At 36.0% G+C, this 24,972-nt stretch carries 21 protein-coding genes and 1 pseudogene; 9 read left to right on the forward strand and 13 right to left on the reverse strand.

Features of this window, described 5'->3' with window-relative positions:
* The first annotated feature begins 36 nt into the window (after window positions 1–36).
* A complete protein-coding gene (locus JO178_RS08270) occupies window positions 37–783 on the forward strand; it encodes a hypothetical protein (RefSeq protein ID WP_291934148.1) in 747 nt (248 codons plus the stop codon).
* Between the two features lie 63 nt (window positions 784–846).
* On the opposite strand, the gene JO178_RS08275 is transcribed toward JO178_RS08270, so the two are convergent.
* The 5 genes from JO178_RS08275 to JO178_RS08295 all read right to left on the reverse strand — a co-directional run bounded on the left by JO178_RS08275 (window position 847) and on the right by JO178_RS08295 (window position 7,572).
* The gene (locus JO178_RS08275) at window positions 847–2,364 is read right to left on the reverse strand and encodes an FMN-binding glutamate synthase family protein (protein ID WP_291934151.1); all 1,518 of its coding nucleotides are present in this window, start codon (window positions 2,362–2,364) and stop codon (window positions 847–849) included.
* Between the two features lie 52 nt (window positions 2,365–2,416).
* Window positions 2,417–3,763, reverse strand: a complete 1,347-nt coding sequence (mtaB, locus tag JO178_RS08280; protein ID WP_291934154.1) for a tRNA (N(6)-L-threonylcarbamoyladenosine(37)-C(2))-methylthiotransferase MtaB — start codon at window positions 3,761–3,763, stop codon at window positions 2,417–2,419.
* Window positions 3,764–3,829: 66 nt separating this feature from the next.
* Window positions 3,830–4,420, reverse strand: a complete 591-nt coding sequence (locus JO178_RS08285; protein ID WP_291934158.1) for a DUF1572 domain-containing protein — start codon at window positions 4,418–4,420, stop codon at window positions 3,830–3,832.
* A gap of 88 nt (window positions 4,421–4,508) precedes the next feature.
* Window positions 4,509–6,614 carry a T9SS type B sorting domain-containing protein gene (locus tag JO178_RS08290; RefSeq protein ID WP_291934162.1) on the reverse strand — a complete coding sequence of 702 codons (2,106 nt, stop codon included), beginning with the start codon at window positions 6,612–6,614 and terminating at the stop codon, window positions 4,509–4,511.
* A 160-nt stretch (window positions 6,615–6,774) separates the two neighbouring features.
* On the reverse strand, window positions 6,775–7,572 hold the full coding sequence (locus JO178_RS08295; RefSeq protein WP_291934164.1) for a hypothetical protein: 798 nt from the start codon (window positions 7,570–7,572) through the stop codon (window positions 6,775–6,777).
* Window positions 7,573–7,775: 203 nt separating this feature from the next.
* Between JO178_RS08295 and glgP the strand changes: the two genes are divergently transcribed.
* Window positions 7,776–9,443, forward strand: a complete 1,668-nt coding sequence (glgP, locus tag JO178_RS08300) for an alpha-glucan family phosphorylase (protein WP_291934166.1) — start codon at window positions 7,776–7,778, stop codon at window positions 9,441–9,443.
* A 61-nt stretch (window positions 9,444–9,504) separates the two neighbouring features.
* On the opposite strand, the gene JO178_RS08305 is transcribed toward glgP, so the two are convergent.
* Both JO178_RS08305 and JO178_RS08310 read right to left on the reverse strand, forming a co-directional pair.
* On the reverse strand, window positions 9,505–9,690 hold the full coding sequence (locus JO178_RS08305; protein WP_291934168.1) for a DUF6496 domain-containing protein: 186 nt from the start codon (window positions 9,688–9,690) through the stop codon (window positions 9,505–9,507).
* Between the two features lie 10 nt (window positions 9,691–9,700).
* The gene (locus JO178_RS08310) at window positions 9,701–10,174 is read right to left on the reverse strand and encodes a hypothetical protein (RefSeq protein ID WP_291934170.1); all 474 of its coding nucleotides are present in this window, start codon (window positions 10,172–10,174) and stop codon (window positions 9,701–9,703) included.
* Window positions 10,175–10,295: 121 nt separating this feature from the next.
* Here JO178_RS08310 and JO178_RS08315 point away from each other — a divergent pair, with 121 nt between their 5' ends.
* On the forward strand, window positions 10,296–12,425 hold the full coding sequence (locus tag JO178_RS08315) for a S9 family peptidase (RefSeq protein ID WP_291934173.1): 2,130 nt from the start codon (window positions 10,296–10,298) through the stop codon (window positions 12,423–12,425).
* 43 nt (window positions 12,426–12,468) lie between these two features.
* Here the strand turns inward: JO178_RS08315 and JO178_RS08320 are convergent.
* A pseudogene (locus JO178_RS08320) lies at window positions 12,469–12,963 on the reverse strand (GLPGLI family protein); the annotation flags it as partial.
* Between the two features lie 10 nt (window positions 12,964–12,973).
* Entirely contained in the window at window positions 12,974–13,222 is a 249-nt protein-coding gene (locus JO178_RS08325) for a hypothetical protein (RefSeq protein ID WP_291934175.1), read from the reverse strand.
* Window positions 13,223–13,407: 185 nt separating this feature from the next.
* On the opposite strand from JO178_RS08325, the gene JO178_RS08330 reads away from it, so the two are divergent.
* From JO178_RS08330 to recG, 6 genes are all read left to right on the forward strand, one after another.
* On the forward strand, window positions 13,408–15,063 hold the full coding sequence (locus JO178_RS08330; protein ID WP_291934178.1) for a peptide MFS transporter: 1,656 nt from the start codon (window positions 13,408–13,410) through the stop codon (window positions 15,061–15,063).
* 131 nt (window positions 15,064–15,194) lie between these two features.
* Entirely contained in the window at window positions 15,195–16,907 is a 1,713-nt protein-coding gene (locus JO178_RS08335) for a peptide MFS transporter (RefSeq protein WP_291934181.1), read from the forward strand.
* 194 nt (window positions 16,908–17,101) lie between these two features.
* Entirely contained in the window at window positions 17,102–17,236 is a 135-nt protein-coding gene (locus tag JO178_RS08340) for a hypothetical protein (RefSeq protein WP_291934184.1), read from the forward strand.
* Window positions 17,237–17,259: 23 nt separating this feature from the next.
* Entirely contained in the window at window positions 17,260–18,771 is a 1,512-nt protein-coding gene (locus JO178_RS08345; RefSeq protein ID WP_291934187.1) for a peptide MFS transporter, read from the forward strand.
* Between the two features lie 41 nt (window positions 18,772–18,812).
* Window positions 18,813–19,346 carry a thioredoxin fold domain-containing protein gene (locus JO178_RS08350; RefSeq protein ID WP_291934189.1) on the forward strand — a complete coding sequence of 178 codons (534 nt, stop codon included), beginning with the start codon at window positions 18,813–18,815 and terminating at the stop codon, window positions 19,344–19,346.
* A gap of 115 nt (window positions 19,347–19,461) precedes the next feature.
* Window positions 19,462–21,546, forward strand: a complete 2,085-nt coding sequence (gene recG, locus JO178_RS08355) for an ATP-dependent DNA helicase RecG (protein WP_291934191.1) — start codon at window positions 19,462–19,464, stop codon at window positions 21,544–21,546.
* A 596-nt stretch (window positions 21,547–22,142) separates the two neighbouring features.
* Here the strand turns inward: recG and JO178_RS08360 are convergent.
* The 4 genes from JO178_RS08360 to dapA form a co-directional block, all read right to left on the reverse strand.
* On the reverse strand, window positions 22,143–22,589 hold the full coding sequence (locus JO178_RS08360; protein ID WP_291934193.1) for a response regulator: 447 nt from the start codon (window positions 22,587–22,589) through the stop codon (window positions 22,143–22,145).
* Window positions 22,582–23,163 carry an AraC family transcriptional regulator gene (locus JO178_RS08365; RefSeq protein WP_291934195.1) on the reverse strand — a complete coding sequence of 194 codons (582 nt, stop codon included), beginning with the start codon at window positions 23,161–23,163 and terminating at the stop codon, window positions 22,582–22,584. Before JO178_RS08365 ends, JO178_RS08360 begins: the two co-directional genes overlap by 8 nt.
* Before the next feature lie 294 nt (window positions 23,164–23,457).
* Window positions 23,458–23,961: a GNAT family N-acetyltransferase gene (locus tag JO178_RS08370; protein ID WP_291934198.1), complete on the reverse strand. Its 504-nt coding sequence runs from the start codon at window positions 23,959–23,961 to the stop codon at window positions 23,458–23,460.
* A 93-nt stretch (window positions 23,962–24,054) separates the two neighbouring features.
* On the reverse strand, window positions 24,055–24,927 hold the full coding sequence (dapA, locus tag JO178_RS08375) for a 4-hydroxy-tetrahydrodipicolinate synthase (RefSeq protein ID WP_291934200.1): 873 nt from the start codon (window positions 24,925–24,927) through the stop codon (window positions 24,055–24,057).
* Window positions 24,928–24,972: the final 45 nt, after the last annotated feature.

Consider the following 24,972-nt stretch of genomic DNA (forward strand, 5'->3'; position numbering starts at 1 on the left):
GTTATATTATTTGTAAAGTAATTAAAGTTTTTTGAAATGAAAAAAATATTTTTATATATCCTTGCGGGATCTTTGTGTTTTACTGCTTGTAAGAAAGATGATGTTGTAGACACTTCACTTAATGAGCCCGAAGACATTAACGTTCAAAATAGCTATGATAATGATGCTATTAAAAAATTTATGAATGAAAATTATCTGGATACCCAGGGAAATATAAAGGCTTTCAGTGACACGGACACTAGTGACGATAATGAAAAAAAATTATCCGATTTACCGAACGAAACACTTCCTTCCGGAACGGTCATTATCACAAGACCTACAGCTCCTGCCGGTGCAGACACTCCAATAGGTCCTAAAGACAGTATCCGTATCATGACCAATACTCAGACCTATATTGCGACAAACGTCAACGGAACTTCTGTATTTGGTCAGAAAGCTGCAATGACTAATTATAATTCAATTAATGAAACCGGGTTACCAATAGTTGATCCCAAGTTTTTCTACATCAGATCCGATGATAAATTAATCACGAGTGCAACGACAGACGCTGCAAAACAGAAAAGCTACTATATGATTGAAGGATTCAATGAAGCGTTACAGAAGTTTAAGTCTTATAACAAATCAGATTCTGAAGGATACAGTCTTCAAGGGGTGATCATTGTTCCTTCAAGAGCAGCATTTGCAAGAGATCTTCACTACAATTACAGTGGATATTCTTTTAGAAACAGAAGTTTTGTTTTCAACTTCCAGGTATATAAAAATACTCCGAGAACTGCCAATTAATAATTGGTTATAACATAAAAAGCCCCGCAATAGTTAAGTTGCGGGGCTTTTGTTTTATCTGAATTAAGATCTTGCTTTTTGTTTTACATTCCCTAAAATATCCGGGAAATAAAGATCCGCCAGGTGGTCAAATTCGTCTCCTCTCATAAACATTGTTGCATCTACTTCTTCATAAGAACTTCTTCCCGCAGCCGCAATAAGTTCATTGCAAGTATGAAGGGTATTTTTATGGAAGTGATATACTCTTTCACTTTTATCGGTAACATCCAATCCTTTGATCAGCATTTTATCCTGGGTAGCAACTCCTGTAGGACAGTTATTTGAATTACACCTCAGAGCCTGAATACATCCTAAAGAGAACATAAACCCTCTTGCATTATTACACATATCCGCTCCCATGGCAATTGCTCGTAAAATATCAAGGCTTGTAAGTACTTTACCACTTGCTATCACTCTTAGTTTGTTTCTTAAGTTGTAATTATTAAGAGTTCTGTTGACAAAAATCAGAGCCGGTTCCAAAGGCATTCCCACTCCGTCTGAAAATTCCGGAGGTGCAGCTCCTGTTCCTCCTTCAGCTCCGTCAATGGTAATAAAATCAGGATAGATTTTCAAAACATTCATCTGAACGCAGACATCTTCAAATTCTTTGGTATCTCCGATACAGAGTTTAAATCCAACTGGTTTTCCTCCTGAAAGCTCTCTTAGCTGCTGTACGAACCTCAGCAGTCCTGCGGCATCGGAAAAAGAAGTATGAGACGGTGGCGAAATCACTGTCATTCCCGGAGTCACATGACGAATGGCTGCAATCTCCGGAGTATTTTTTACTCCCGGAAGTACCCCGCCATGGCCCGGTTTGGCTCCTTGAGATAATTTGATTTCAATCATCTTCACGTTAGGAAGTGTTGAATACTTTGCAAATAAGTCGGGGTTAAATTTTCCTTCTTCATCTCTGCATCCGAAATATCCTGTTCCGATCTGCCAGCATAAATCTCCACCTTCCAAATGATAAGGAGAAATACCTCCTTCACCTGTATTGTGATAGAAATTACCTTTTTTGGCCCCTTTGTTCAGAGAAATCTGAGCTCTGTCACTTAAAGCTCCGAAACTCATGGCTGAAATATTGAGTAAAGACGCATGATAAGGCTGAGTACATTGTTCTCCCCCTACCCAAACTCTCGGAAGCTCTTCTGATGGCGATTTAGCATAAATAGAATGCTTGATCCCTTCGTATTTTCTATGGTTAACTTCCAGCTGAGTACCAAAAGCAACGGTATCACTTAAATTTTTGGCACGTCTGTATACTGCAGAACGCTGATTTCTTGGAAACGGCTTTCCGTCAGTCTCTCTCTCGATGAAGTATTGCTGCATTTCGGGTGAAATACTTTCAAAAAAGTACCTGAAGTACCCCAATACAGGAAAGTTCCTCAAAATAGCATGTTTAGACTGATAAGCATTGTACACACCCAATGCATAAATGGCGGATAGCAGCGTTGGTATCCAATAATGCGTTCTGATCAGCAGTGCTATAATCCATGTAGCAGCTACTAATACAATTCCCCAAGATAAAAACTTATCTCTCATGAATGTAGTATTTAAAGTTAAAAATAAATTTAGTGGAATTTTTGCAAAGAGCCTATGCTTTTGCTAAAAAATTTTGGTAAGAAGATTGCACAGAAACCGTGCCATCTGACAGGATTTTTTCTAAATTTAGAAATTCTATCTGATTGACTGAAGCCGGATCAAAATCTTTCTGAACTCTCACATAGTTCTCTGTGAAGCCAAACATCTTTCCGTCTTTATTTTCATGCTCCCAAAGAACAGGAAGCGTTTTGCCCAATTGAGTCTGGTAAAATGCCATTTTTTTCTTTTCAGAAAGGATTCTCAGCATTTTATTACGTTTTTTTCTTTCAGGAATAGGAACCGCTCCATCCATATCTGCAGCTTCCGTATTTTCTCTTTCAGAATAAGTAAATACGTGAAGATAGGTGATAGGAAGCTCATTAAGGAAATTATAGGTTTCCATAAATCTCTCCTCTGTTTCCCCGGGAAAACCTACAATAACATCCACACCAATAGCCGCATCAGGCATTACAGTACGGATTTTATTGACTCTGTCATTATAGAGTTTTGTCAGATAACGGCGCTTCATTTTTTTCAATAAATCGTCGCTTCCTGATTGTAAAGGAATATGAAAATGCGGAACAAAGCTTCTGCTCTTAGAAACCAACTCGATACTTTCATCTTTTAAAAGATTCGGTTCAATAGAAGAAATACGGATTCTTTCTATTCCTTCTACTTTATCAAGTTCGGAAATAAGATCCAAGAATGTATGTTCGTGTCTTTTGTTTCCAAATTCTCCTTTTCCGTAATCTCCGATATTGACTCCTGTAAGAACAATTTCTTTAATGTCTTTTGCCGCAATTTCGGTGGCATTTCTGAGAACATTTTCAATCGTGTCCGAACGGGAAATCCCTCTGGCTAACGGAATGGTACAGTACGTACATTTATAATCACAACCGTCCTGTACTTTAAGGAAGGCTCTGGTTCTGTCACCAATAGAATAACTTCCTATAAAAAAGTCGGTTTCTTCAATTTCACATGAATGAACAATTCCTTCATTTTCTGTTTTTTCAAGATCATCAAGGTAGCTCAGAATATTGAATTTTTCTTTGGCGCCTAATACAAGATCTACTCCTTCGATTTGTGAAATTTCTTCTGGTTTTAACTGTGCATAGCAACCGACAATTACCACTAACCCCTCAGGATTTGCCTTCATTGCTCTTTTTACATGAAGTTTGCATTCACGGTCTGCGTTTTCAGTTACCGAACAGGTGTTGATTACATAGATATTAGCTTTCTCATCAAAGCTTACCTTATCATAACCTGCATCTGTTAATTGACGGGCAATAGTAGATGTTTCTGCAAAGTTTAATTTGCAGCCAAGTGTATGATACGCGGCAGTTCTTTGAAAAGTAGACATGTGTTACTCCTGAATTTTATGGGTGCAAAGATAGTAATTTTAATCACAACTCAATATTGATTCAATCTATTGCTTGTATTCATCTCTTACTTCAGGGCTGTTTTGAAAACATACAGGAGATGAATGAGCGCCCGGTTCTTCGGAAGAAAATTTATTTTTCATCTCATTATTAAAGTCCTGTGATTGATTTCTGGCAATAGAAAGAGTTTTCCAGTTCTCATTTTTCATCATCTTGGCGATGTAAACAATCTGTCCGATATGATAAGGATAATGAGCCAGTTGTCTGAACACTGCATCCACAACGGAATGGGCTTCTCCCCTAATATAAATTACTGAATTCAGATTTTCATCAGTGATCTGATTCAGGGCATCAAAAAAACACGTCCACCCTTTCTCCCAATATCCTATAACTTCTTCTTTTGTCTGAAAGGTATTGATAAATTCATCATCACGGTTGCGCCAGCTTTTTTCTCCGTCTTCAGATAAAAAATCAGTCCATCTGGAAAGCATATTTCCGGCAATGTGTTTTACAATCACAGCAACAGAATTACTTTCTTCGTTATACTGCCAGAAAACCTGTTCATCAGACAACTGATTAAATGCTTTATCTCCCAGAGATTTATAATATTCAAAACGTTTGATAAACAGTTCTTTCATTCTTTTAATTTTACTGACTAAAGTAAACAATTTAAAAGATAAAAACCACCTCAAAAGAAGTGGTTTTATCTATGTATTTTATTTAAAATTATTCTCTGTTTTTAACCAATACCCATCCTGAAAACTTAACCGGGGTATTCTTTTTATCATTTTCAGTCCAGGTAACAGAGTACCAATACGTTCCTGTAGGCACTCTTTTTCCTGCTACCGTACCATCCCATTTATAACCGTTCGATCGGTCGGCACGATACACTCTGTTTCCATACCGGTCAAAAATATCCATAACAAAGTTCTGTTTATTTCCTAATGCAGAATAGTCAATCACATCATTTATACCATCTGCATTTGGAGTAATAACATTCACTAAATTAGGAACAACAATCGCTATTTCGATAGGATTACAATGATAAGAATCTTTGACTGACACTTTATGATCTCCTCTTGAAACATTGTTGAAAACATTGGAATCCTGCCAGTTTATAGCATTCATAGAATACTGATACGGGGGATTACCTCCTGTTACCGATACCGTAATTTTGTTATTATCAATGTCAATTGCTGAAACTACGGGCTGATCGGAAGGATATACTTTCACGGTTTGTATCGCTACACAATCACCGGTCTTAAGTTTCACCCAATACGTTCCTATTCCCACATTACTGATAGACTGCGTAGTAGCACCGGTACTCCATTCATAGCTCTTAAAACCTGATCCGGCATCTAAAGTCGTCGTATTTTCAGCACAAATCGTTTTATCTTTTAGTAGAGTTGAATACACCGGAGGAATAACGATTAAAATAATTTTAGCTACATTATAACATCCGTGATCACCTGATACTCTGACATACACCACACCATTAGGTGCAATATAAGTCATTGGATTTGAAATCTCATTAGTCTGATTCATCGCATCAGTTAATGACGGATAATATTTTTTTACGATTCCCTGCTGGGTTGTTACACTTGCAGTGGTAAGATTAAAAATACCGGTAGAGGGATTTTTTTCAAGGAAACATGTTCTTAAGGTAGCATCATTGACCACAATTGCCGGATAGAATTTTAATGTAATTTGGGCAACAGCAGTACACCCGAACGGAGATACCACTTTTACATACACCGTACCTTCTGAAGATAGAAAAGCCATTGGAGTGGTGATCTCATTGCTTCCTGTATTAAGATCTGCCATACTGTTATAATACTTTTTCGTAACGTTGGGATCCGAAATAAGATCAGCTGTTGTTAAATCAAATGTTGCCGTGCCGGAATTATTATTGTTACATGCTGTCAAAGTTGCATTCTTAACGGTAATTGCTCCGTTTTTAAATTTAAATTTTCCTACCTGTTTACACTGATTAAGAGGATTATTCGGATTGGTAATATCCGTATAGCTGATGCTGTAATAATACACTGTTGTGGTATTCACTATTCTTGGTGCAGTAATGGGGTTTATCCCTGTCAAGGCATCATTCTGGCTTGTATGATAAGTAATACTGAAATGCTGATTTCCATTAAGAATACCTGCAGTAAGGGAAGAGAAATCAAATAATTCTGTACTTCCGCAAATCACAACTTCTCTTGGGTCTGCCGGATTTGCAGCCGGAACTCCGGGAGGATGGAAAGGATTTATCTGGATATTAGGATCTGTAAACGGTGAAGCTAATGTTGCCGTACCGCCCCAGGTCAGAGAAAACGGAGCTGTCGTACTGCTTGTACTGCTCACCCAGTTATCGATAAACAGATAATAAGTCTGCCCGGGCAAAACATCCATATATTTACAATAAGGAGTAAGAGAACCTCCGGCTGCACTTAGAATCGTACTTGTCATATTTAATCCTGTAGCAGCTCCGACTCCAATAACCGTTGCAGCATTACAACGTATGGGAGCACCCAAACTTCCACAGGCTACGTTAGGTCCGAAGATAGCCCAGTCATAATCCGCATTCGGATTCGTAGGAACGAGATCAAAAGTAAGGGTTCCGCCTGTAGCTATTGTAATTTTATACCAGATTGAATTATGTTCTCCGGTAGCATCTATACAGCTTCCTGAATTCACCAATTCTTTGACATTACCATACCCTGAAGGACTGTATGTAATATCTGAGTTTCCACAAACAGCCAATGCAGTCTCACAGTCTGCCTGAGCATAAAAAATTGGGGAAATGCAAAAGAGAATAAATAGTAAAAGTTTTCTCATAGATACATGGTTTTATGGTTCGACTAGTTTCAAAATCAGATTGATAACATCTTAAACCAAATATACCTATAATTTAACAACAATTAACAAAAACTAAATAATTTTGAAATATTTTAAATTAAAATAACAAATCGTTACGAAATAAACCATTTATCGAAACTTACTTTATACTTGTAATATTCCCGCAAAGATTTTCAAGGTGAAAGATTTTATGGAAAGGACTTTTCACTTCTTTAAGATGTTCTTTATCCTGAATAAAGGTATATCTTGAAGCAATAGAATTCATATCAGAAACAATCACCAGCCAGCATTCATCTACAGAAGTATCATAATAAGGAAACTTCTCATTTTTCTTCTCGATAAGCTCAAGGATTTTATCAGAACAGAGCTCATCAAAAAGATTCATACTGTATTCATGGGTAATAAAAACATTTCTGCGGTGAAAAGATTTTCTGATTCTTTTTACACATCCTACAGGCTTATTCTTTTTAATGCTTTTATAAATACTGATGATATTTTCTTCCTGTTGTTCCAGCTTATCGAATTGTATATCAGGATAGAATTCTAAAAAATAAACACCACGATATTTCGTAGTGTCTTCCTGTTCTAATAATATTTCTGCCTGACGGAACATTTTGTTCAAAGTACTCTCCACCTTCTTCATTTCCAGATGATTGATCACTTCAGTCAATTCAATTCCTATTTTTTTATCGTTTAGTTTGGCGATAAAGTCCGGACTTTCACAGGTAAAGTTTTCAAATTTCACTTCGGGAAAATGATGCATAAAAGAGTTAAGAAGTAATATCTCAGACTTCTTTCTGTATTTTTCACGGTCATGAAGCGGAGATTCATCTATGGTACGATGGTATTTTTCTATAGGCTTTTTCTTCAAATGCCTGTTCAGGTAATATAAACTTAGATTCTTAATTAAATCTTCATCAGAAAATGTCTTTTTCATGTGTGATTTTTTTAATAATTAAAGAACACATGCAGCCATTGGCTTTCATTATTAAAAGTTTTTGATAATCAAAAATTTACACATTTAAAGATAAGTAAAAAAATAATTCAACAGGGTGTTTTCCAATTAATTTATCAAATAATTAATGTAAAGTTTATTTTCATAATTAATACCTTTGCTTTTTCTAACACAAACCCGCATTTATGGATTTTAGGAATTTCAAAATACCCTACCACATCAATCCCCAATATTCTAAAAAAACTGTCTATTTCTCAATGGAATTTGCCCTTGAGCAGGTACTGAAAATATACTCGGGAGGACTTGGCTTTTTGGCCGGATCTCACATGAGAAGCGCTTACAATCTGAAACAGGATCTTATCGGAATCGGTATTCTCTGGAAATTCGGTTATTATGATCAGGCCAGAAATCACGATCAGACCCTGCAACCGGTATGGACAAGGAAAATGTATAGTTTTCTGGAAGACACAGGAATTAAATTCCAGATTGAAATTCACAGTGCGCCGGTCTGGGTAAAAGTCTGGTATCTTGATCCTGAGATTTTCAACACAGCTCCCATGTTTTTTCTTTCCACAGATGTGCCGGAAAATGATCATGTTTCCAAAACAATCTGTCACAAATTGTATGATGCCAATGAATCTACAAAACTGGCTCAGTATATTTTATTGGGAAAAGGAGGTGCTAAATTACTGGATGAGATGAACATTGAAAGAGAGGTTTACCATCTGAATGAAGCCCACGGACTTCCTGCTGCTTTTTATCTTCTGAAAAAATACCATGGAGACCTGAATAAAGTCAGAGAGAAACTCGTTTTCACGACTCATACTCCTGAAGAAGCAGGAAATGAAAAGCACAATATGAAGTTATGCTATGATATGTCCTATTTTTCAGGCTATAATATAGAAGAAGTAAAAGGTATTGAAGGTTCCGGTGACGATCGTTTCAATCATTCTCTCTGCGCGTTGAAAATGGCAAGAATAGCAAATGGGGTTTCTCAGCTTCACGGTGTTGTTTCCAGAGCCATGTGGAATAAATATCCGGGAATTTGCGGGATTACTTCTATTACCAATGCACAGGAATTTAAATATTGGGCAGATAAACCTCTTTATAATGCGAAGGATGAAAATGATGAAACCGTCTTCGATTACAGAAAAAAGCATTTAAAGAAAAAATTATTTAATATTGTTGCAGATCAGACCGGAAATTTATTTAACCCCAATATTTTCACCATTGTATGGGCCAGAAGATTTGCCGGTTACAAGCGTGCAGAGCTTCTTTTGCATGATAAAGACAAATTTTACAGACTTTTAAACAATCCCCGATATCCCGTACAGATCATTTGGGCAGGGAAACCTTACCCTATGGATTATTCTGCGATTTCTACATTCAACACGCTGGTTGAGGAAAGCAAAAATCATAAAAACATGGCTGTTCTTACGGGCTATGAGCTTTCTTTAAGTAAATCCCTGAAACAGGGCTCCGATTTATGGCTGAACAATCCGAGAGTTCCGAGAGAAGCGTCAGGAACTTCAGGAATGACTGCTGCTATGAACGGATCTGTCAATTTATCTACTGATGACGGATGGATTCCCGAGTTTGCCAAACATGGTATCAATTCTTTTGTCGTCCCTAAAGCAGATTATCTGAACATGAGTATTTATGAACAGGATAATTATGATCTGAACAAGTTATATGAACTTCTTGAAAACGAAATTCTTCCGATGTACTACGATCATCCCGATCAATGGAGAAAAATTCAGCATAATGCTATGGACGATGTTAAAGACCAGTTCAACAGCGACAGAATGGCGGATGAATATTATAGAATTTTATATCAGGAAAAGAATGGATAACCCGTAAAATAATATATAAAAAATGCCTGGAAAATTCCGGGCATTTTTTATGTTCAATGATTTACTTTTCTTTTTTCGAAGGCACTTTAAGGCCTTTTTCTCTCGCTTCAGAAATACCAATGGCTACGGCCTGCTTTCTGCTTGTCACTTTCTTTCCGGAAGAAGATTTCAGCTTCCCTTCCTTAAATTCGTGCATTACTTTTCCTACTTTGTCCTGAGCTTTATCTGAATATTTTGTCTTGCTCATGGTAAAATTTTTAAGATTTTGGCAGGGCTACCCCCAATTCATAAACTCTGGCATGTTTCAAATACTTGGAACGCTCTCTTGAAGTAACTGATTCAAAGTGGTCGTTTTTGATCACAATAATCGGGTCTTCAATATTTTCAATTTCAAAATTGGCAAAGTATCTTTCATCCGGACTTGTTTTATCATTTTTTGCTTTTATTTTCTGCAATTCACTTGCATATTTTCTGAATCCGGGATCAGATGAATGGATAAATTTATACTCATCGCCTGCATACACGTAGTAATGAAGTTTTTTTTCTATCAAACCTGCCTCCTCTGTAATTTCGGGATTATCATTTCCGTCTTTAAATCCAACTTCCACTAAAGTTCCCCCTTTTTTGTGGGCACAATCTTCAGCATCTTTAAAGCTGGAAAAGCCTGTATAAACAATCTGATTGTTTAATACATAACGGTTCAGTTTCTGATGGTATGCATTCGTTTCCATAATTGTTATTGGATTTGATTATATCTAAACATATTCAATTTTTTTGCCAAAAGTCTTATTTAAAAGCTTTTTTTATACATTTTAATAAAATTATTATCTTTGAAATCCATTAATGCTAGAAATGAAGAAACTTCTTTTAACACTTACTATTGCTGCAGCATTTCAAAATGTATCGGCACAGGAAATCACTTTAGATAAAATTTATTCAGGATATTACCGTGGCAAAGGCATTGCCGGGATTACATCCATGAAAAACGGTGAAAATTATCTTGTTATTGAGCCGTCGGGAATTGCAAAATATTCTTATAAAACTTCTCAAAAAGAAGGGAATATTGTTGACGGAAAATTTGAAAGTTATATTTTTTCCGATGACGAGTCTAAAATTCTTTTACAGGTAGGCAGCCAGCCTATTTACAGACATTCTTTCCTTGGAAAGTTTGATGTTAAAGATTTAAAATCGGGAAAAGTTATCAGTCTGAATGACGGAAAACCTGTTCAGGAACCTACATTCTCACCTGACGCCACAAAAGTAGCCTTCATTTCGGACAACAATTTATTCTATCAGGATTTACCTTCTGGAAAAATCACCCAAATTACCAGTGACGGTAAAAAGAACTCAATCCTGAACGGCCTTGCTGATTGGGTATATGAAGAGGAATTCGGGCATGCAAGACAATATGAGTGGACCAAAAACTCGGATGCTATTGTATTTGTAAAATCTGATGAGAGTCAGGTTCCGGAAATTTATATTCCGATTTACGGAAAAAATCTTTATCCGGTTGAAATGCGTTACAAGTATCCTAAAGCAGGAGAAAAAAATTCTGTAGTTTCTGCTCAGCTATACCGTATTGACACGGGGAAAACAATGCCGTTAAACCTTGGCTCTTTCAAAAATTATTATATCCCGAACGTGTTCCAGACCGCAAAAGCAGATGAGATTGTCCTGATTACTTCTGAGAGAATTCAGAATGCTTCGGATATCTTAAAAGTTAATACAAAAACGGGAACTGTCCAGAAATTATTCACTGAAACGGATGACAAGTGGATTGATACAGACAGCCCTACCATAGAGTTTCTGGATGATGACTCATTCCTTTGGTCTTCAGAAAGAGACGGCAACCGTCATTTATACTGGTATGACAAGGATGGAAAACTAAAAAAACAAGTCACAAAAGGCAACTGGGAAGTAACTGATTATTACGGTTACAATCCGAAATCAAAAGAAATTTATGTTCAGACCACTGAAAAAGGAAGTATTAATAAAGTGGTTTCCAAAGTAAATATTGAAACAGGAAAATCCCAGCTGATTTCTAATGCGGAAGGAAACAATTCTGCCAATTTCAGTAAAAACTATAATTACTTCATTGAAACATCTTCTACTGCGGTAAAACCTACAGTCTATATTTTAAAGGACGGAAATGGTAAAATGGTTAAAGAACTTCAGAATAACAATGATCAGCTGCAAAAATTAAAAGCTGATAATTTTGTTGAAAAAGAATTCATCACGATTCCTAATGCAGTTGGTGACCAAATGAATGCATGGGTCATGAAGCCTAAAAACTTTGACCCTAATAAAAAATACCCTTTATTCATGTTCCAGTATTCCGGACCGGGATCTCAGCAGGTGGCCAATTCATGGGATAACGGAAATGCCATCTGGTTCAATCATCTGGTTCAAAAAGGATATATTGTTGCCTGTGTAGACGGGCGCGGAACCGGTTATAAAGGAGCTCAATACAAGAAAGTAACATATATGAACCTTGGGAAATTTGAGATTGAGGATCAGATTACCGCAGCAAAATGGTTCGGAAACCAGTCTTATGTTGATAAAACCAGAATCGGAATGTTTGGCTGGAGCTTTGGCGGGTATATGACCAGTCTGGCTATGACTAAAGGAGCAGATGTTTTCAAAGTAGGGATCGCAGTAGCACCGGTAACCAACTGGAGGTATTATGATTCTGTATATACTGAAAGATTCATGAGAACACCTCAGGAAAACCCTGACGGATACGATAAAAACTCTCCTACAGAATACGCAAATTTATTGAAAGGTAAGTTTTTATTAATTCATGGAACAGCTGATGACAATGTACATTTCCAAAATTCCATGGAGTTTTCTGAAGCTTTAATTCAAAACAAAAAACAATTTGACTTTATGGCTTATCCGGACAAAAATCACGGAATTTACGGCGGACAGACAAGACCTCAGTTGTACCAGAAAATGACTGACTTCATTTTGAATAATTTATAATTAACATAGCAAAAACCCTTTCAAAGTCTGAAAGGGTTTTTTATTAAGGATATTTTACAGCTTTATCCAGCTCTATTGGATTATTGAAAGACTTTATCTTTTTTCTTTCGTTGGCTTCAGCGGGCTTCAACTGTTCTTTAGATAGAACGGTTCCGTCATCCAAAAGCAACTTCTTTCCTTCAGGTAATGTCAAATTTCCATTCAAAACATATTTAAAAGGATTAGAGTAAAGATCTAATTTTAATGTATTCAGTTCTTTCTGAGTAGCAGGAATTGCCCTGGACACAGAGGCTTTTAATGAATTACGTTGATAATCATCAGCAATCTTTTCATTTTTGATCACTTTGAAGTAATAATCTTTTTTTATATCATATAGTTCCATGATCAATCCAGGCAGTCCATTAAATTTATAAGGTCCGTAAGGAATCGGGATATCTTTGGAGAACCCTCTTCCTCCAAATTTGGTAGTCGCCTTTTGAAACGAAAGATTATTAGATATTTTTATGCTGTCTGTGATAGTCCATTGTTGCTTAGCTTCCTCAGACGTTTTATAAAAATTTCACATCTCTGATATATTCATAATTCTGATAAACATTACTATTGCTCTTTTTGATAAGAAATGAAGTCAGCCTACCAGGTGTATATTGCCCGGTAGCACTAAATATTGAATCATTAATATAATTCAGTCTGTTATAATAGGCTATATCCTCTTTTGTAACCTCCAAATAATAAACCCTTCTGTTATCAAGATTCTCTCTGCTAACGTCTACTTCAAAGAAAACATTACTCGGAAACACGTATGTATATTTTGTGTGTTTTGATTTTTCTTTAAATTGTAGGATATGTACAGACTTTTAAATAAAGAAAACGCACATCCACATTCATGTTTCTTATTTATTTCATTAATCATTTAGGCTATGTATTATTTATTTTATCAATTAAAATTAAAAGCCTATTTTTGGGAAATTTGAAAATTGATTATATGAAGACTAAACATCCTAAAGGGCTCCCCTTCCTCTTTTTCACAGAGATGTGGGAGCGTTTCGGGTACTACCTGATTCTTGGAATCTTTGTTCTGTATGTTATTGAACCTACCGGTATGAAAGGAGGTCTCGGACTTCCGGACAAAACTGCTGACGACATTTTCGGAACTTATATTGCTCTGACTTATCTGACCCCTTTTATTGGTGGATTTTTGGCAGACAGGGTTTTAGGGTATATCAAATCCATTTATCTTGGCGGGTTTTTAATGGCTGCAGGGTATATTGGAATGGGTGTTTTCAAGGACCTGCCTTTATTCTACTCTTCTTTAGCTTTAATAATTATCGGAAACGGTTTCTTTAAACCTACGATTTCTACTCTTTTAGGGAATCTGTATTCCGAAGAGCCTTATAAAGCCAACAAAGATTCCGGATATAATATTTTCTATATGGGAATCAATATCGGAGCCTTTATTTGTAATATTATTGCAGCTTTCATGCGTAATAAATTCGGATGGGGTGAAGCATTTATCACAGCCGGAGTCGGAATGCTGATCGGAATGGTTATTTTTACTATCGGTAGAAAACACTACATTCATGCAGCACAGATGAAACCGGTACAGGAAGGTGATACAAAGCTTTCGGAAATTCTTATCAAAGTATTTGTTCCTGCCATTGCCTTCGGTGCTTTAGGCTGGTTTATTCCTAACGATATTTTTGGAAGTGACAGCACAGATGCGTTCATTTTTGCATGCGTTCCTGTTATTTATTTTTATGCTTCCCTTTATTTTAAAGCGAAACCGGATGAAAAATCTTCCATTGGAGCATTACTATCTGTATTTTTAATCAGTATGTTTTTCTGGGCTGTTTTCAAGCAAAACGGTACTGCCTTAACAAGATGGGCTAATTATTATACAGACAGAAGTGTACCTGCCTCTTTGGAAAAACCGCTGGAGGGAATTTATATGGTGGATGGAAAAAGCTATGAAGACAAGGAAGCTCCTGTATATGATAACCAATTCCGTTCTCAAAAGGACGATAAAGGAAACACTAAAAAAGAAATGGGTAAAGATGTTTATTTTAAAAACATCTCCTCTGAACAGCGTGCTGCTTTAGAGAAAAATCCGGAAAATAAAGTATATCTGTACAATACAGAACTATTCCAGTCGATTAATCCGTTCTGGGTAATCGCATTAACACCTGTTGTGGTAGGATTCTGGGCTATGCTGAGAAGAAAAGGAAAAGAGCCTTTAACTCCTACTAAAATTGTATTGGGACTTTTTATTTCCGGGCTTTCATGTTTAGTAATGGTTTTAGCTGTAGCAGCAGGAGATAACGGAGCTGTGAAAGTTTCGCCTTTATGGCTGGTAGCGAGTTACGGAGTAATTACTATCGGAGAATTATGTCTTTCTCCCATGGGACTTTCCTTCGTTTCCAAACTTTCTCCGGCAAGAATTACAGCCTTAATGATGGGTGGATTCTTCCTGGCGAACTCTGTCGGAAATAAGCTTTCCGGAATTCTGGCAAGTACCTGGTACAGTTATGAAAACAAAACTAATTATTTCCTTGTTAATTTCGGTTTGTTAATATTTGCTACATTATTAGGTCTTTCTATGTTAAAAAGATTAAATAAAATTATGAAGGAAAAAGGACACTAATCACTGATATTATAAAGAATAGAAAGCTGCGGAATGGGTCCGCAGCTTTTTTATTTAAAAATAAAATTAAAACCTTGCCAAAAACTCAAAATAAACTATATTTGTCAGTCTTAACAAAAATTAACAATAGAATGGATAATATTGAAGCATTAAGTCCGAAACCGGATGAATTTGTAGAGAATAAGGGTTCCAGACATCCAAAAGGATTATGGGTTCTTTTCGGAACTGAAATGTGGGAACGTTTCAACTTTTATGGGATGAGAGCATTACTTACCCTATTTATGGTAAACTCGCTCTTAATGAAGGAGGCTGATGCATCAATTATTTATGGTGGTTTCTTAGCTCTTTGTTATCTTACCCCGATGTTGGGTGGTTTTATCGCCGACAGATTCTTAGGAAACAGATATTGTATCCTTGTTGGTGGTACTTTAATGGCAATCGGCCAGTTTTTACTTTTCATCAGTGCAAGTACGTTTGGGGCAAGTATAGGAAGTGCTACCATGATTATGTGGACTGCACTTGGGATTATCATCTTTGGTAACGGTTTCTTCAAACCGAACATTTCATCAATGGTGGGAAGTCTTTATCCAAAACAGGAAAAGTCAAAATTAGACTCTGCATTTACGATTTTTTATATGGGGATCAATCTTGGAGCTTTCTTAGGTCAATTGATCTGCCCGATTATCGGAGACGTAAAATCTGCTGACGGAATCCGAGATATCCATGCTTTTAAATGGGGATTCTTAGCCGCTTCTATTGCTATGATGGTAGGAACGCTTACCTTTTTATTCCTTAAAAACAAATATGTAGTTACCCCTACAGGCAGACCTATCGGAGGGCTTCCAAAGAATAATACTGCCGAAGACTTTGAAGAAGGAGAAGCTCAATCTGCAAAATTCTCAGGAAAATCAATCGGAATTTCTGTTGTTTTATTTGTTGTATTAGGAGCTCTTTTTCACTTTGCTGCAGGCCAGAACATCATCTATTCTCTTGTTTATGCAAGTGGTATTGCCTTAGCTTTCTTAATTATGTCTGATTCTTCTCTTACCAAAATAGAAAGAGACAGAATCTGGGTAATCTATATCGTATCATTCTTTGTTATTTTCTTCTGGGCAGCATTCGAACAGGCGGGTTCATCGCTAACATTCATTGCAGATAACCAGACAGACAGACACTTCTTCGGATGGAATATGCCTCCTTCAATGGTTCAGATCTTCAACGGAATCTTCGTTGTAGCACTGGCAGTTCCGTTCAGTATCCTTTGGGATAAATTAAGAAACAGAGGAAAAGAACCCGTATCTCCTTTCAAACAGGCAATGGGGCTGGCTTTAATCGCTCTTTCTTACTTCATCATTGCACACAATGTAAAAGATCTTGGAAGCCACGGGCTTTTAGCTGTTAAATGGTTAATCTTACTCTATTTCATTCAGACTTGTGGTGAACTTTGTTTATCACCTATCGGTCTTTCTCTTGTAGGCAAACTGGCTCCAAAAAGATTCGCCTCTTTATTATATGGGGTATTCTTTATCGCCAATGCTGCAGGATATGCATTAGCAGGAACATTAGGTTCTATCTTACCTGCTACGGGTGATAAATTTGAGGCGGCTCAAAAAATAGGCGTTAGCCTTCAGGATGTACTAGATAAAAAAGTAACATTAACGGCTGATCAGGTAGCTGCATTTGAAAAAGCTCAGTTACCATTACACAACCCTACTTTTGCAGGATTTGAAATCCACAACTTATTCGAATTCTTCATGGTATTCGTTGTACTTTGTGGGATTGCTTCAGTAATTTTAGCATTAATTTCTCCAATTCTAAAGAAAATGATGCACGGTGTAAATTAACCGCATTAACAAAATATGAATAAAACCTCTGCTAAGTCAGAGGTTTTTTTTATTTTCGTACGATGAAATTTTCCGAAGATTCTTTATTTCAATCCGTAAAGGAAATCATTAGACAGTCGCGCGAAAAGTTTTTCGGATTGCGAATTCTCCCCTACTGCTTGTCTATTGGCAAATTGGAAAGTTGATGATTAAAGATGAACACCAGGAAAAAGAACAATTTATTTGCCGGCAAATATCTGCTGTACCTCCCAAAAGAAGAAAAATTAAAACGAATTATCAACCAGGACAGAATCTCTTTTGAAGTGGATCTGGAAAATAAAAACCCCTAATTAAAAATTAATCATATATCATTATGAGCTTAACTTTAGATGAAATACAAAATTTCAAAGGAAAATATCCTAGACAAATCTGGAGTCTTTTTTTCTCTGAAATGTGGGAACGTTTCTGTTTCTACGGAATGCGCGGAATGCTGGTTTTCTTTATGATATCACAGCTTAACTTCCATGAAAGAGAAGCCAATCTTCAATACGGAGCTACACAGGCTTTTGTGTATGCCTTTACTTTCGTTGGCGGACTTTTTGCCGATAAAATACTGGGATTCCGAAAATCACTTTTTTGGGGCGGACTTCTCATGATTGTAGGAAGTTTAATTCTCGCAACAGATCCGCACAAATTCTTTTTTCTTGGAATTGCATTTACCGTAGTAGGAACCGGTTTCTTTAAACCTAATATTTCATCCATGGTAGGACAGCTTTATAAACCTAATGATTCAAGAGCAGATGCCGGATTTTCACTTTTCTATGCAGGAATTAATCTTGGTGCCCTACTAGGAGGTTATCTGTGTATTGCTATTGGTAAAGGTGAATTTTTAAGCAATATTATTGCAGAAGAAATGAGATGGCATATTGCCTTCGGACTTGCTGCAATCGTAATGGTGATCAGTTTAATTAACTTTATTTTCACCCAAAGAACACTTGGCACTATAGGTTTACAACCAGGACATCCGTTAGCAGAGGCCAAGACCGCTCCTATTCCGAAATGGAAAGAATACGGTGTATATGGCCTGTCTTTGATTTTTGTTCCCATTATCATGACCATGGTTGCCAAAACTGAGTATACAGATTATTTCATGTGGACTATCGGGCCCTTGACGCTGGTTTACTTATTCTATGAAATGACAAAAGTAACTCCTTCTGAACGTAAAAAACTTTGGGCTGCTTTGGTCTTCATTATCTTCTCTATCTTATTCTGGGGAATTTATGAACAAAGTGGAGGTTCTTTGAGTATTTTTGCGGCTAAAAATCTAAATAAAGATCTTTTGGGGTTAGACCCTAATGGAGTAAATAATTCCGGAGGTGCTTTTTTCATCATTTTCCTTGCTCCTCTTATCGGGCTCCTCTGGATCTGGCTGAATAAAAGAAAAATTGAACCGAATACGATCATTAAATTCGGATTAGGATTTATTTTCCTAGGATTAGGATACTATGTTTTATTTGCAACAAGACTTTTTGCCGATCTTCAGGGAATTACCTCACTCAATTTCTTTACCCTTGCTTTACTGATTATTACACTGGGGGAACTCTGCCTATCACCAATCGGATTATCCATTATGACTAAGCTTTCTACAAAAAATCTACAGGGTATGATGATGGGAATGTGGTTTCTGGCATCGGCATATGGTCAGTATGTAGCTGGAATCATAGGAGCAGGCCTTGCAACAGCAAAAGAAGGCTCTACCAATTATAATGCTTTAATCACTTATACTGATGGATATAAACAATTGGGATTGTATGCACTCATTGCCGGAGTGGTATTAATTTTGATATCCCCGTATGTAAAAAAATTAATGCAGGATGTAAAATAAAAAATAAGTAATTATGCTTATTTTTACATAAATATCACATTATGAAGAAAATTTTAAGCATAGTTCTCTTATTATTATTAAATTTCAGTTTTGCACAGATAAAATGGATGACTATTGAAGAGGCTTTAAAAGCTCAGAAAGAAAATCCCAAAAAGATTCTTATTGATTTTTATGCAGACTGGTGTGGCCCGTGTAAAATCATGGATAAAAAAACATATGGTCATCAGGTGATTTCACAGATATTAAATGAAAATTATTATCCTGTAAAATTTAATGCCGAAGAAAAAAACAGTATTGAAATCTTTGGAAGAACATTTTCCAATGCTGGTACGGAACATAAAAAGGGAAAAAATTCACTGCATGAGTTCACTCAATATATGAATGTAGGTGCTGTACCGAGTACTGTATTCCTTGATGAACACGGTGATCCTATTACCATTTTGCAAGGCGAATTATCTGCAAAAGAGCTGGAACCTTACCTTGAACTGATTTCAAAGGATTTATTTAAAAAAATTAAAACCAGAGAACAGTGGGAAGATTATCAGAAAAAATTCAAATCTAAAATTAAAGACTGATATAAATCAAAGGCTTTCAGAATCTGGAAGCCTTTTTTATGTCCGTGATTCAATATTTTGGGATTAAAAATTTTAAATTCCAGCTATTTTACCGAAATTAGGGCTCGTTTTTCAAATGAATTTAGATACCCCCATAGAATATGTAAAAGGAATAGGTCCGGAAAGAGCCAAACTCATCAAAAGTGTGCTGGGTCTCTCCACGGTAGAAGATCTTCTGAACTTCTACCCTATCCGCTATCTGGATAAAAGTAAAATCTACACCATCTCTCAGCTCCAGGAAACTAACCTGGATGTACAACTCAAGGGAAAAATCACTCAGGTACAGGAAATCCAGACCGGGAAGACCAAGAGGCTCACCGCTAAATTTAATGATCATACCGGCAGTATGGATCTGGTTTGGTTTCAGTATTCAAAATGGCTGAAGGAACAGCTGCCGATTAATAAGGAGGTTTATATTTTCGGAAAAATAAATGTTTTCAACCGTCAGTTTTCCATGCCACATCCGGAAATAGAAGCGGAAGAAAGCAAAGAAAACGACACGCGGCTAAAGCCTATTTATCCAAGTTCTGAAAAACTTACGAAAAGAGGCTTAGGACAAAGATTTTTTCAAAATGTTCTGAAAAATATCTGTAAAGAAATTCCTTCTCTCATTGAGGAAAACTTTCCGGAGTATATGATGAAAACGTTTAAGTTTATCTCGAGACAACACGCTTTTCTCAATGTTCATTTTCCAAAAGATATGGAGCTTTTTGACAAAGCGGATTACAGACTTAAGTTTGAAGAATCATTCTTTTTTCAATTGGGGTATGGTTTAAAAAAACTTCATCATAAAACTCAGTCTTACGGAAATCCCTTCCCTATTATCGGGGATCATTTCAATGATTTTTATGAACACCACCTACCCTTTGATCTTACCAATGCGCAAAAAAGGGTTTTAAAGGAAATCCGGATGGATATGAAGAGGCCTATCCAAATGAACAGGCTTTTACAGGGAGATGTAGGTTCCGGAAAAACCATGGTCGGACTACTCACGATGCTGATTGCTATGGATAACGGCTTTCAAAGCTGTATGATGGCTCCTACGGAAATTCTTGCCCAGCAACATTACAACGGAATCAAAGAATTATTACTGGCAACCGGTATTAATGTTCGTCTGTTAACTGGCTCTACCAAAGCTTCGGAAAGAAGAATCATTCATGAAGAGCTGGAAAACGGAAGTCTTTCCATACTGGTGGGTACCCATGCGGTTCTGGAAGATAAGGTTAAATTTAAAAACCTCGGACTGGCTATTATTGATGAGCAACACAGATTTGGGGTAGCACAAAGGGCAAAATTATGGGCTAAGAATACAATTCCGCCTCATATTCTTGTTATGACAGCCACGCCTATTCCAAGAACGCTGGCTATGAGTTTTTATTCCGATCTCGATGTATCGGTGATCGATGAAATGCCTGTTGGAAGAAAGCCGATTATTACAGCCCACAGACGCGAAAAGGACAGACTTTATGTCTATAATTTCTGTAAGGATGAGATTAAAAAAGGAAGGCAGGTGTATTTTGTATATCCTCTTATTGAGGAATCTGAAACTTTAGATTATAAAAATCTGATGGAAGGTCTTGAACATGTCATGGAATTTTTTTCGGATTATAATGTTACGATGCTTCACGGAAAAATGAAAGCTGATGAAAAAGACGCAGCTATGAATTATTTTGCTTCGGGAAAGTCTGAAATTATGGTGGCTACAACTGTGATCGAAGTGGGAGTGAATGTTCCGAATGCTTCTGTAATGGTTATTGAAAGTTCGGAAAGATTCGGTCTTTCTCAGCTTCATCAGCTCAGAGGCCGTGTCGGAAGAGGTGCGGAACAAAGCTATTGTATTCTGATGACCTCCGATAAGATGTCTAAAGAAAGCAGAACCCGTATCAAAACGATGACGGAAACTAATGACGGTTTCAAAATTTCTGAAGTAGATATGCAGCTTCGTGGTCCGGGAGATATTTTAGGAACGCAGCAAAGCGGGGTTGTGGATTTTAAAAGACTGGATCTCATTAATGACTCTGCCATCATCAAGACAACAAAGAATACGGTAGAGAGAATTCTTGAAGCAGATCCTATGCTGACAAGGCCGGATAATCTGATTATTAAAAATTATTACATCAAGTATTACAAAGGGAAAAACAAATGGAGTAAAATTTCATAAAAAAACCGCAGAAAAAAAAATTTCCTGCGGTCCCCTTATAAAACTGTTATTTAGAAGAAATTACTTTTGGTCTGCTTAAAAAATTTATTTTAATAGTTTAGGCTTAATATTTTGTGATGTGGTGTGAAAATATCTATACTTACTGAAAAGCCGCCACTATTAAAATAAATTATAAAAAACAAAATGAATTATTTTTCCAACTTGCTTATTATAAAAACTAACTGAATTGAGGTGGAGATGAGGGAATGAAACGAATAAAAATATCTCCAACTACTTTTGAGTTTTCATGATTGTACCGTTTTGTTTAAAGATCTTCTATGCTTTAAAATTGGAAATTAATATAATTCATTTTGTTACTAACATTGTGATTTATATAAACTTGTTTTAAGAAACAATTACTTTTCATTCATCCGCATCTTTCTATTTATATCAAATTTGTGTCACTGATTTTATACTGACAAAAATCCGAATTTTAATTGAGAATATTTTTATATTATTTCAATCATTAGTTATAAAATTTTCACTTTTGTGTGAATAGTATGCAATAAATACCTCTCAATTCCTTTGGGTGGAATTGACAGAAAAGCTTTTATTAATCATACTTTCAAGATAAAATTTTCTTTATTCAATCCCGAAGTATGGTACTGCCAGTTGATGGTGATCACTTCTGAAAGCACCTTTTTCAGGCTTTCAAAAGCATCGGGTTTTTTAATGAAAATGTTTCCTCCTTTTACAAAAATATCCTCAATTTCATTTTCTGTGATGGGTTCAGAATATACTGCCGTCACCATATTACTGAATTTGACATTCCCTTTGATTTCATCAATACAGTCCAGACTGTGTTTTTGGGGAAGGTCATATTTCAGAAATATAATTTCAGGAATAAGAGCCTCATCATTATTCAAATACTCCATGACATCTATTCCGTTGTGAAAGCACTGAACTTTTATAGAGATTTTAAGCTCCTTACATATATTTTTAAAAAAAATTAAAGTATTTTCATCGCTATCAGCTACAATAACGTTCAGAAATTCTTTATTCATACTGCATTTTAGGGTTTATTGCGGCACTTTGGGCTCTTCTTCTTTTTCCTATTATCTTTTGAAACTGGGAGGGAGTAATACCGGTTGTATTTTTAAACTGGGTACTCAGATGAGCGACGCTGGAATAATTTAATTTGTGTGCAATTTCTGTAAGACTCTGTTTATTTCTTATGATTAAAACTTTTGCATGCTCTATCTTTTGCAGAATAATAAAGTTTTCAATAGAGGTATAAGCGACTTCTGAAAACAGATTGGAAAGATATCCGTAGCTGTGATTCAGTTTTTCAGAAATGTAAATAGATGCTTTTACAGGAATGATTTCTTCAGAAAAAACAAGTTCTACAATGGCATCTTTTATTTTCTGTACTAAAGCCGTTTTCTGGCTTTCTATAATTTCAATACCGTAATCTCCAAGATTCTTCTTAAAAAGATTATGTTGCTCCTGAGTGAAAGGTTCGTAAAACTCTACCTCCCCAAAGTTCAGCAACCTGTACTTCAGTCCGTGCTCTTTAAGCTTGTCATCCAACACTTTCTTACAGAGAGCATTGAAATCAAATTTTACATACATTTTCATCCTAGTATAAGTAAGTCAAATTTTTAGTAAATATAATGATTTATTTCAATTAAAAGTGAAATAGAAACTATTTTTTTTAACATAATATGAAATAAAAAAAACCCCTGTATCCGAGAATACAGGAATTTAAACACTAAGGATGAAAAAAATATACTGATAAAAAGCTAAATAAGCTCAAAACCAAGCATATGAATGTATTATTTGTAAGTGATTTGGTTCTGAAGCAAAGATGAATCAAAAAAAGAAATCACCTGTTATAGAATTACAAGATAAAGTTACAAAATTTTAAGTCAATTACTTGTGAATTAGGAATTCCATTAAAAAATCATCCATGACGAAACCGTTTCCTATATCAAAAATACCTTCACCATAGACTGTATACCCTTGAGATTCGTAGAAACTTCTCGCAGAATTGTATTTATTAACATTTAAAATAATTCTGTCATTATTATTTTCTGAGACTTTCCGATTCAGAAACACAAGCGCTTCTTTGCCAAATCCTTTTCCTTTACTCTCCGGAACTAAATAAATACGATGTAATTTTGTTGTCCTGTTTTCATAATTGTGTTCATACCCTATAAACCCTTCAAAAGAACTGTTATTTTCATCCTGAATTAAGTAATAATGGTAATTGGAATTTTGGAGGTGGCCCGTTATTTCCTTTTCGGAATACATCTCTGAAAGCATATACTCCATCTGCTCGTCAGAAAGTATATCTGCATATGCGTTTTTCCATGATCTTCTTGCCAGCTCCTGGATAAGGGGAATGTCTTTGTCTGTTGCCTGTATTAATTTCATAATTTTTTATTTAAAGATTAAAAAAAGTGAAAAGCCGGAACTTTTCACTTTTTATTTTCATTTGTTATCGCCAGTTAATAGACTGTTTACCAATTAAATCTTTGTCATTTCAGCCTTAATTTTCGCATACAGACCTTCTGAAGCCTGAACTAAAGGCAGCCTTAAATAATTTTTAATGATTCCCTTTTCAGCCAGAATTACTTTGATTCCGCAAGGATTTCCTTCAGCAAAGATCAATCTTGTAATTTCAACCAGCTTATTGTGAATTTCATAAGCTTCTTTTACCTTACCTTCCAAAGCAAGCTGTACCATGGTAGAGAATTCTTTAGGATATCCCTGCCCAATTACAGAAATAACACCGTCTCCACCTGCTAGTGTTACAGGAAGTGTAAACTCATCGTCTCCTGAAACCAATGAAAACCCTTCAGGTTTTTTTCTTAAAATGTCAAAATACTGAAGAATGTTTGGTGCAGCTTCCTTGATCATAAATAAGTTGGGAAACTCTTTTGCAATACGAATAGTTGTATCCGCTTCAATATTTTGTCCTGTTCTTGACGGAACATTATAAATAATAATATTTTTCCCTGTGGAAGCCAACGCTTTATAATGCTGATAAAGGCCTTCCTGATTAGGTTTATTATAATACGGAGACACAGAAAGTACAGCTTCAAATGCAGATAGATCCGCTTCTTCTATCTGTTTCTTGACTTCAAGAGTATTGTTCCCGCCAATTCCTAATACCAAAGGAAGACGTTTATTATTCACCTTAATGATATGCTCAATTACCTGTTTCTTCTCATCTTCAGAAAGCGTAGCGGCCTCAGCCGTAGTTCCCAATACCACCAAATAATTGGTTCCGTTTTCAATATTGTATTCAACGAGTTTTGTTAAACTGTCGAAGTCAACGGATAAATCTTCATTAAAGGGTGTTACCAATGCAACACCTACTCCTTTTAAAATGCTCATCTGTTCGAATTATTTTTGTCAAATTTAATAATTTACAATAAGAAT

The sequence above is a fragment of the Chryseobacterium sp. genome (assembly GCF_019236175.1).
Taxonomy (GTDB): Bacteria; Bacteroidota; Bacteroidia; order Flavobacteriales; family Weeksellaceae; genus Chryseobacterium.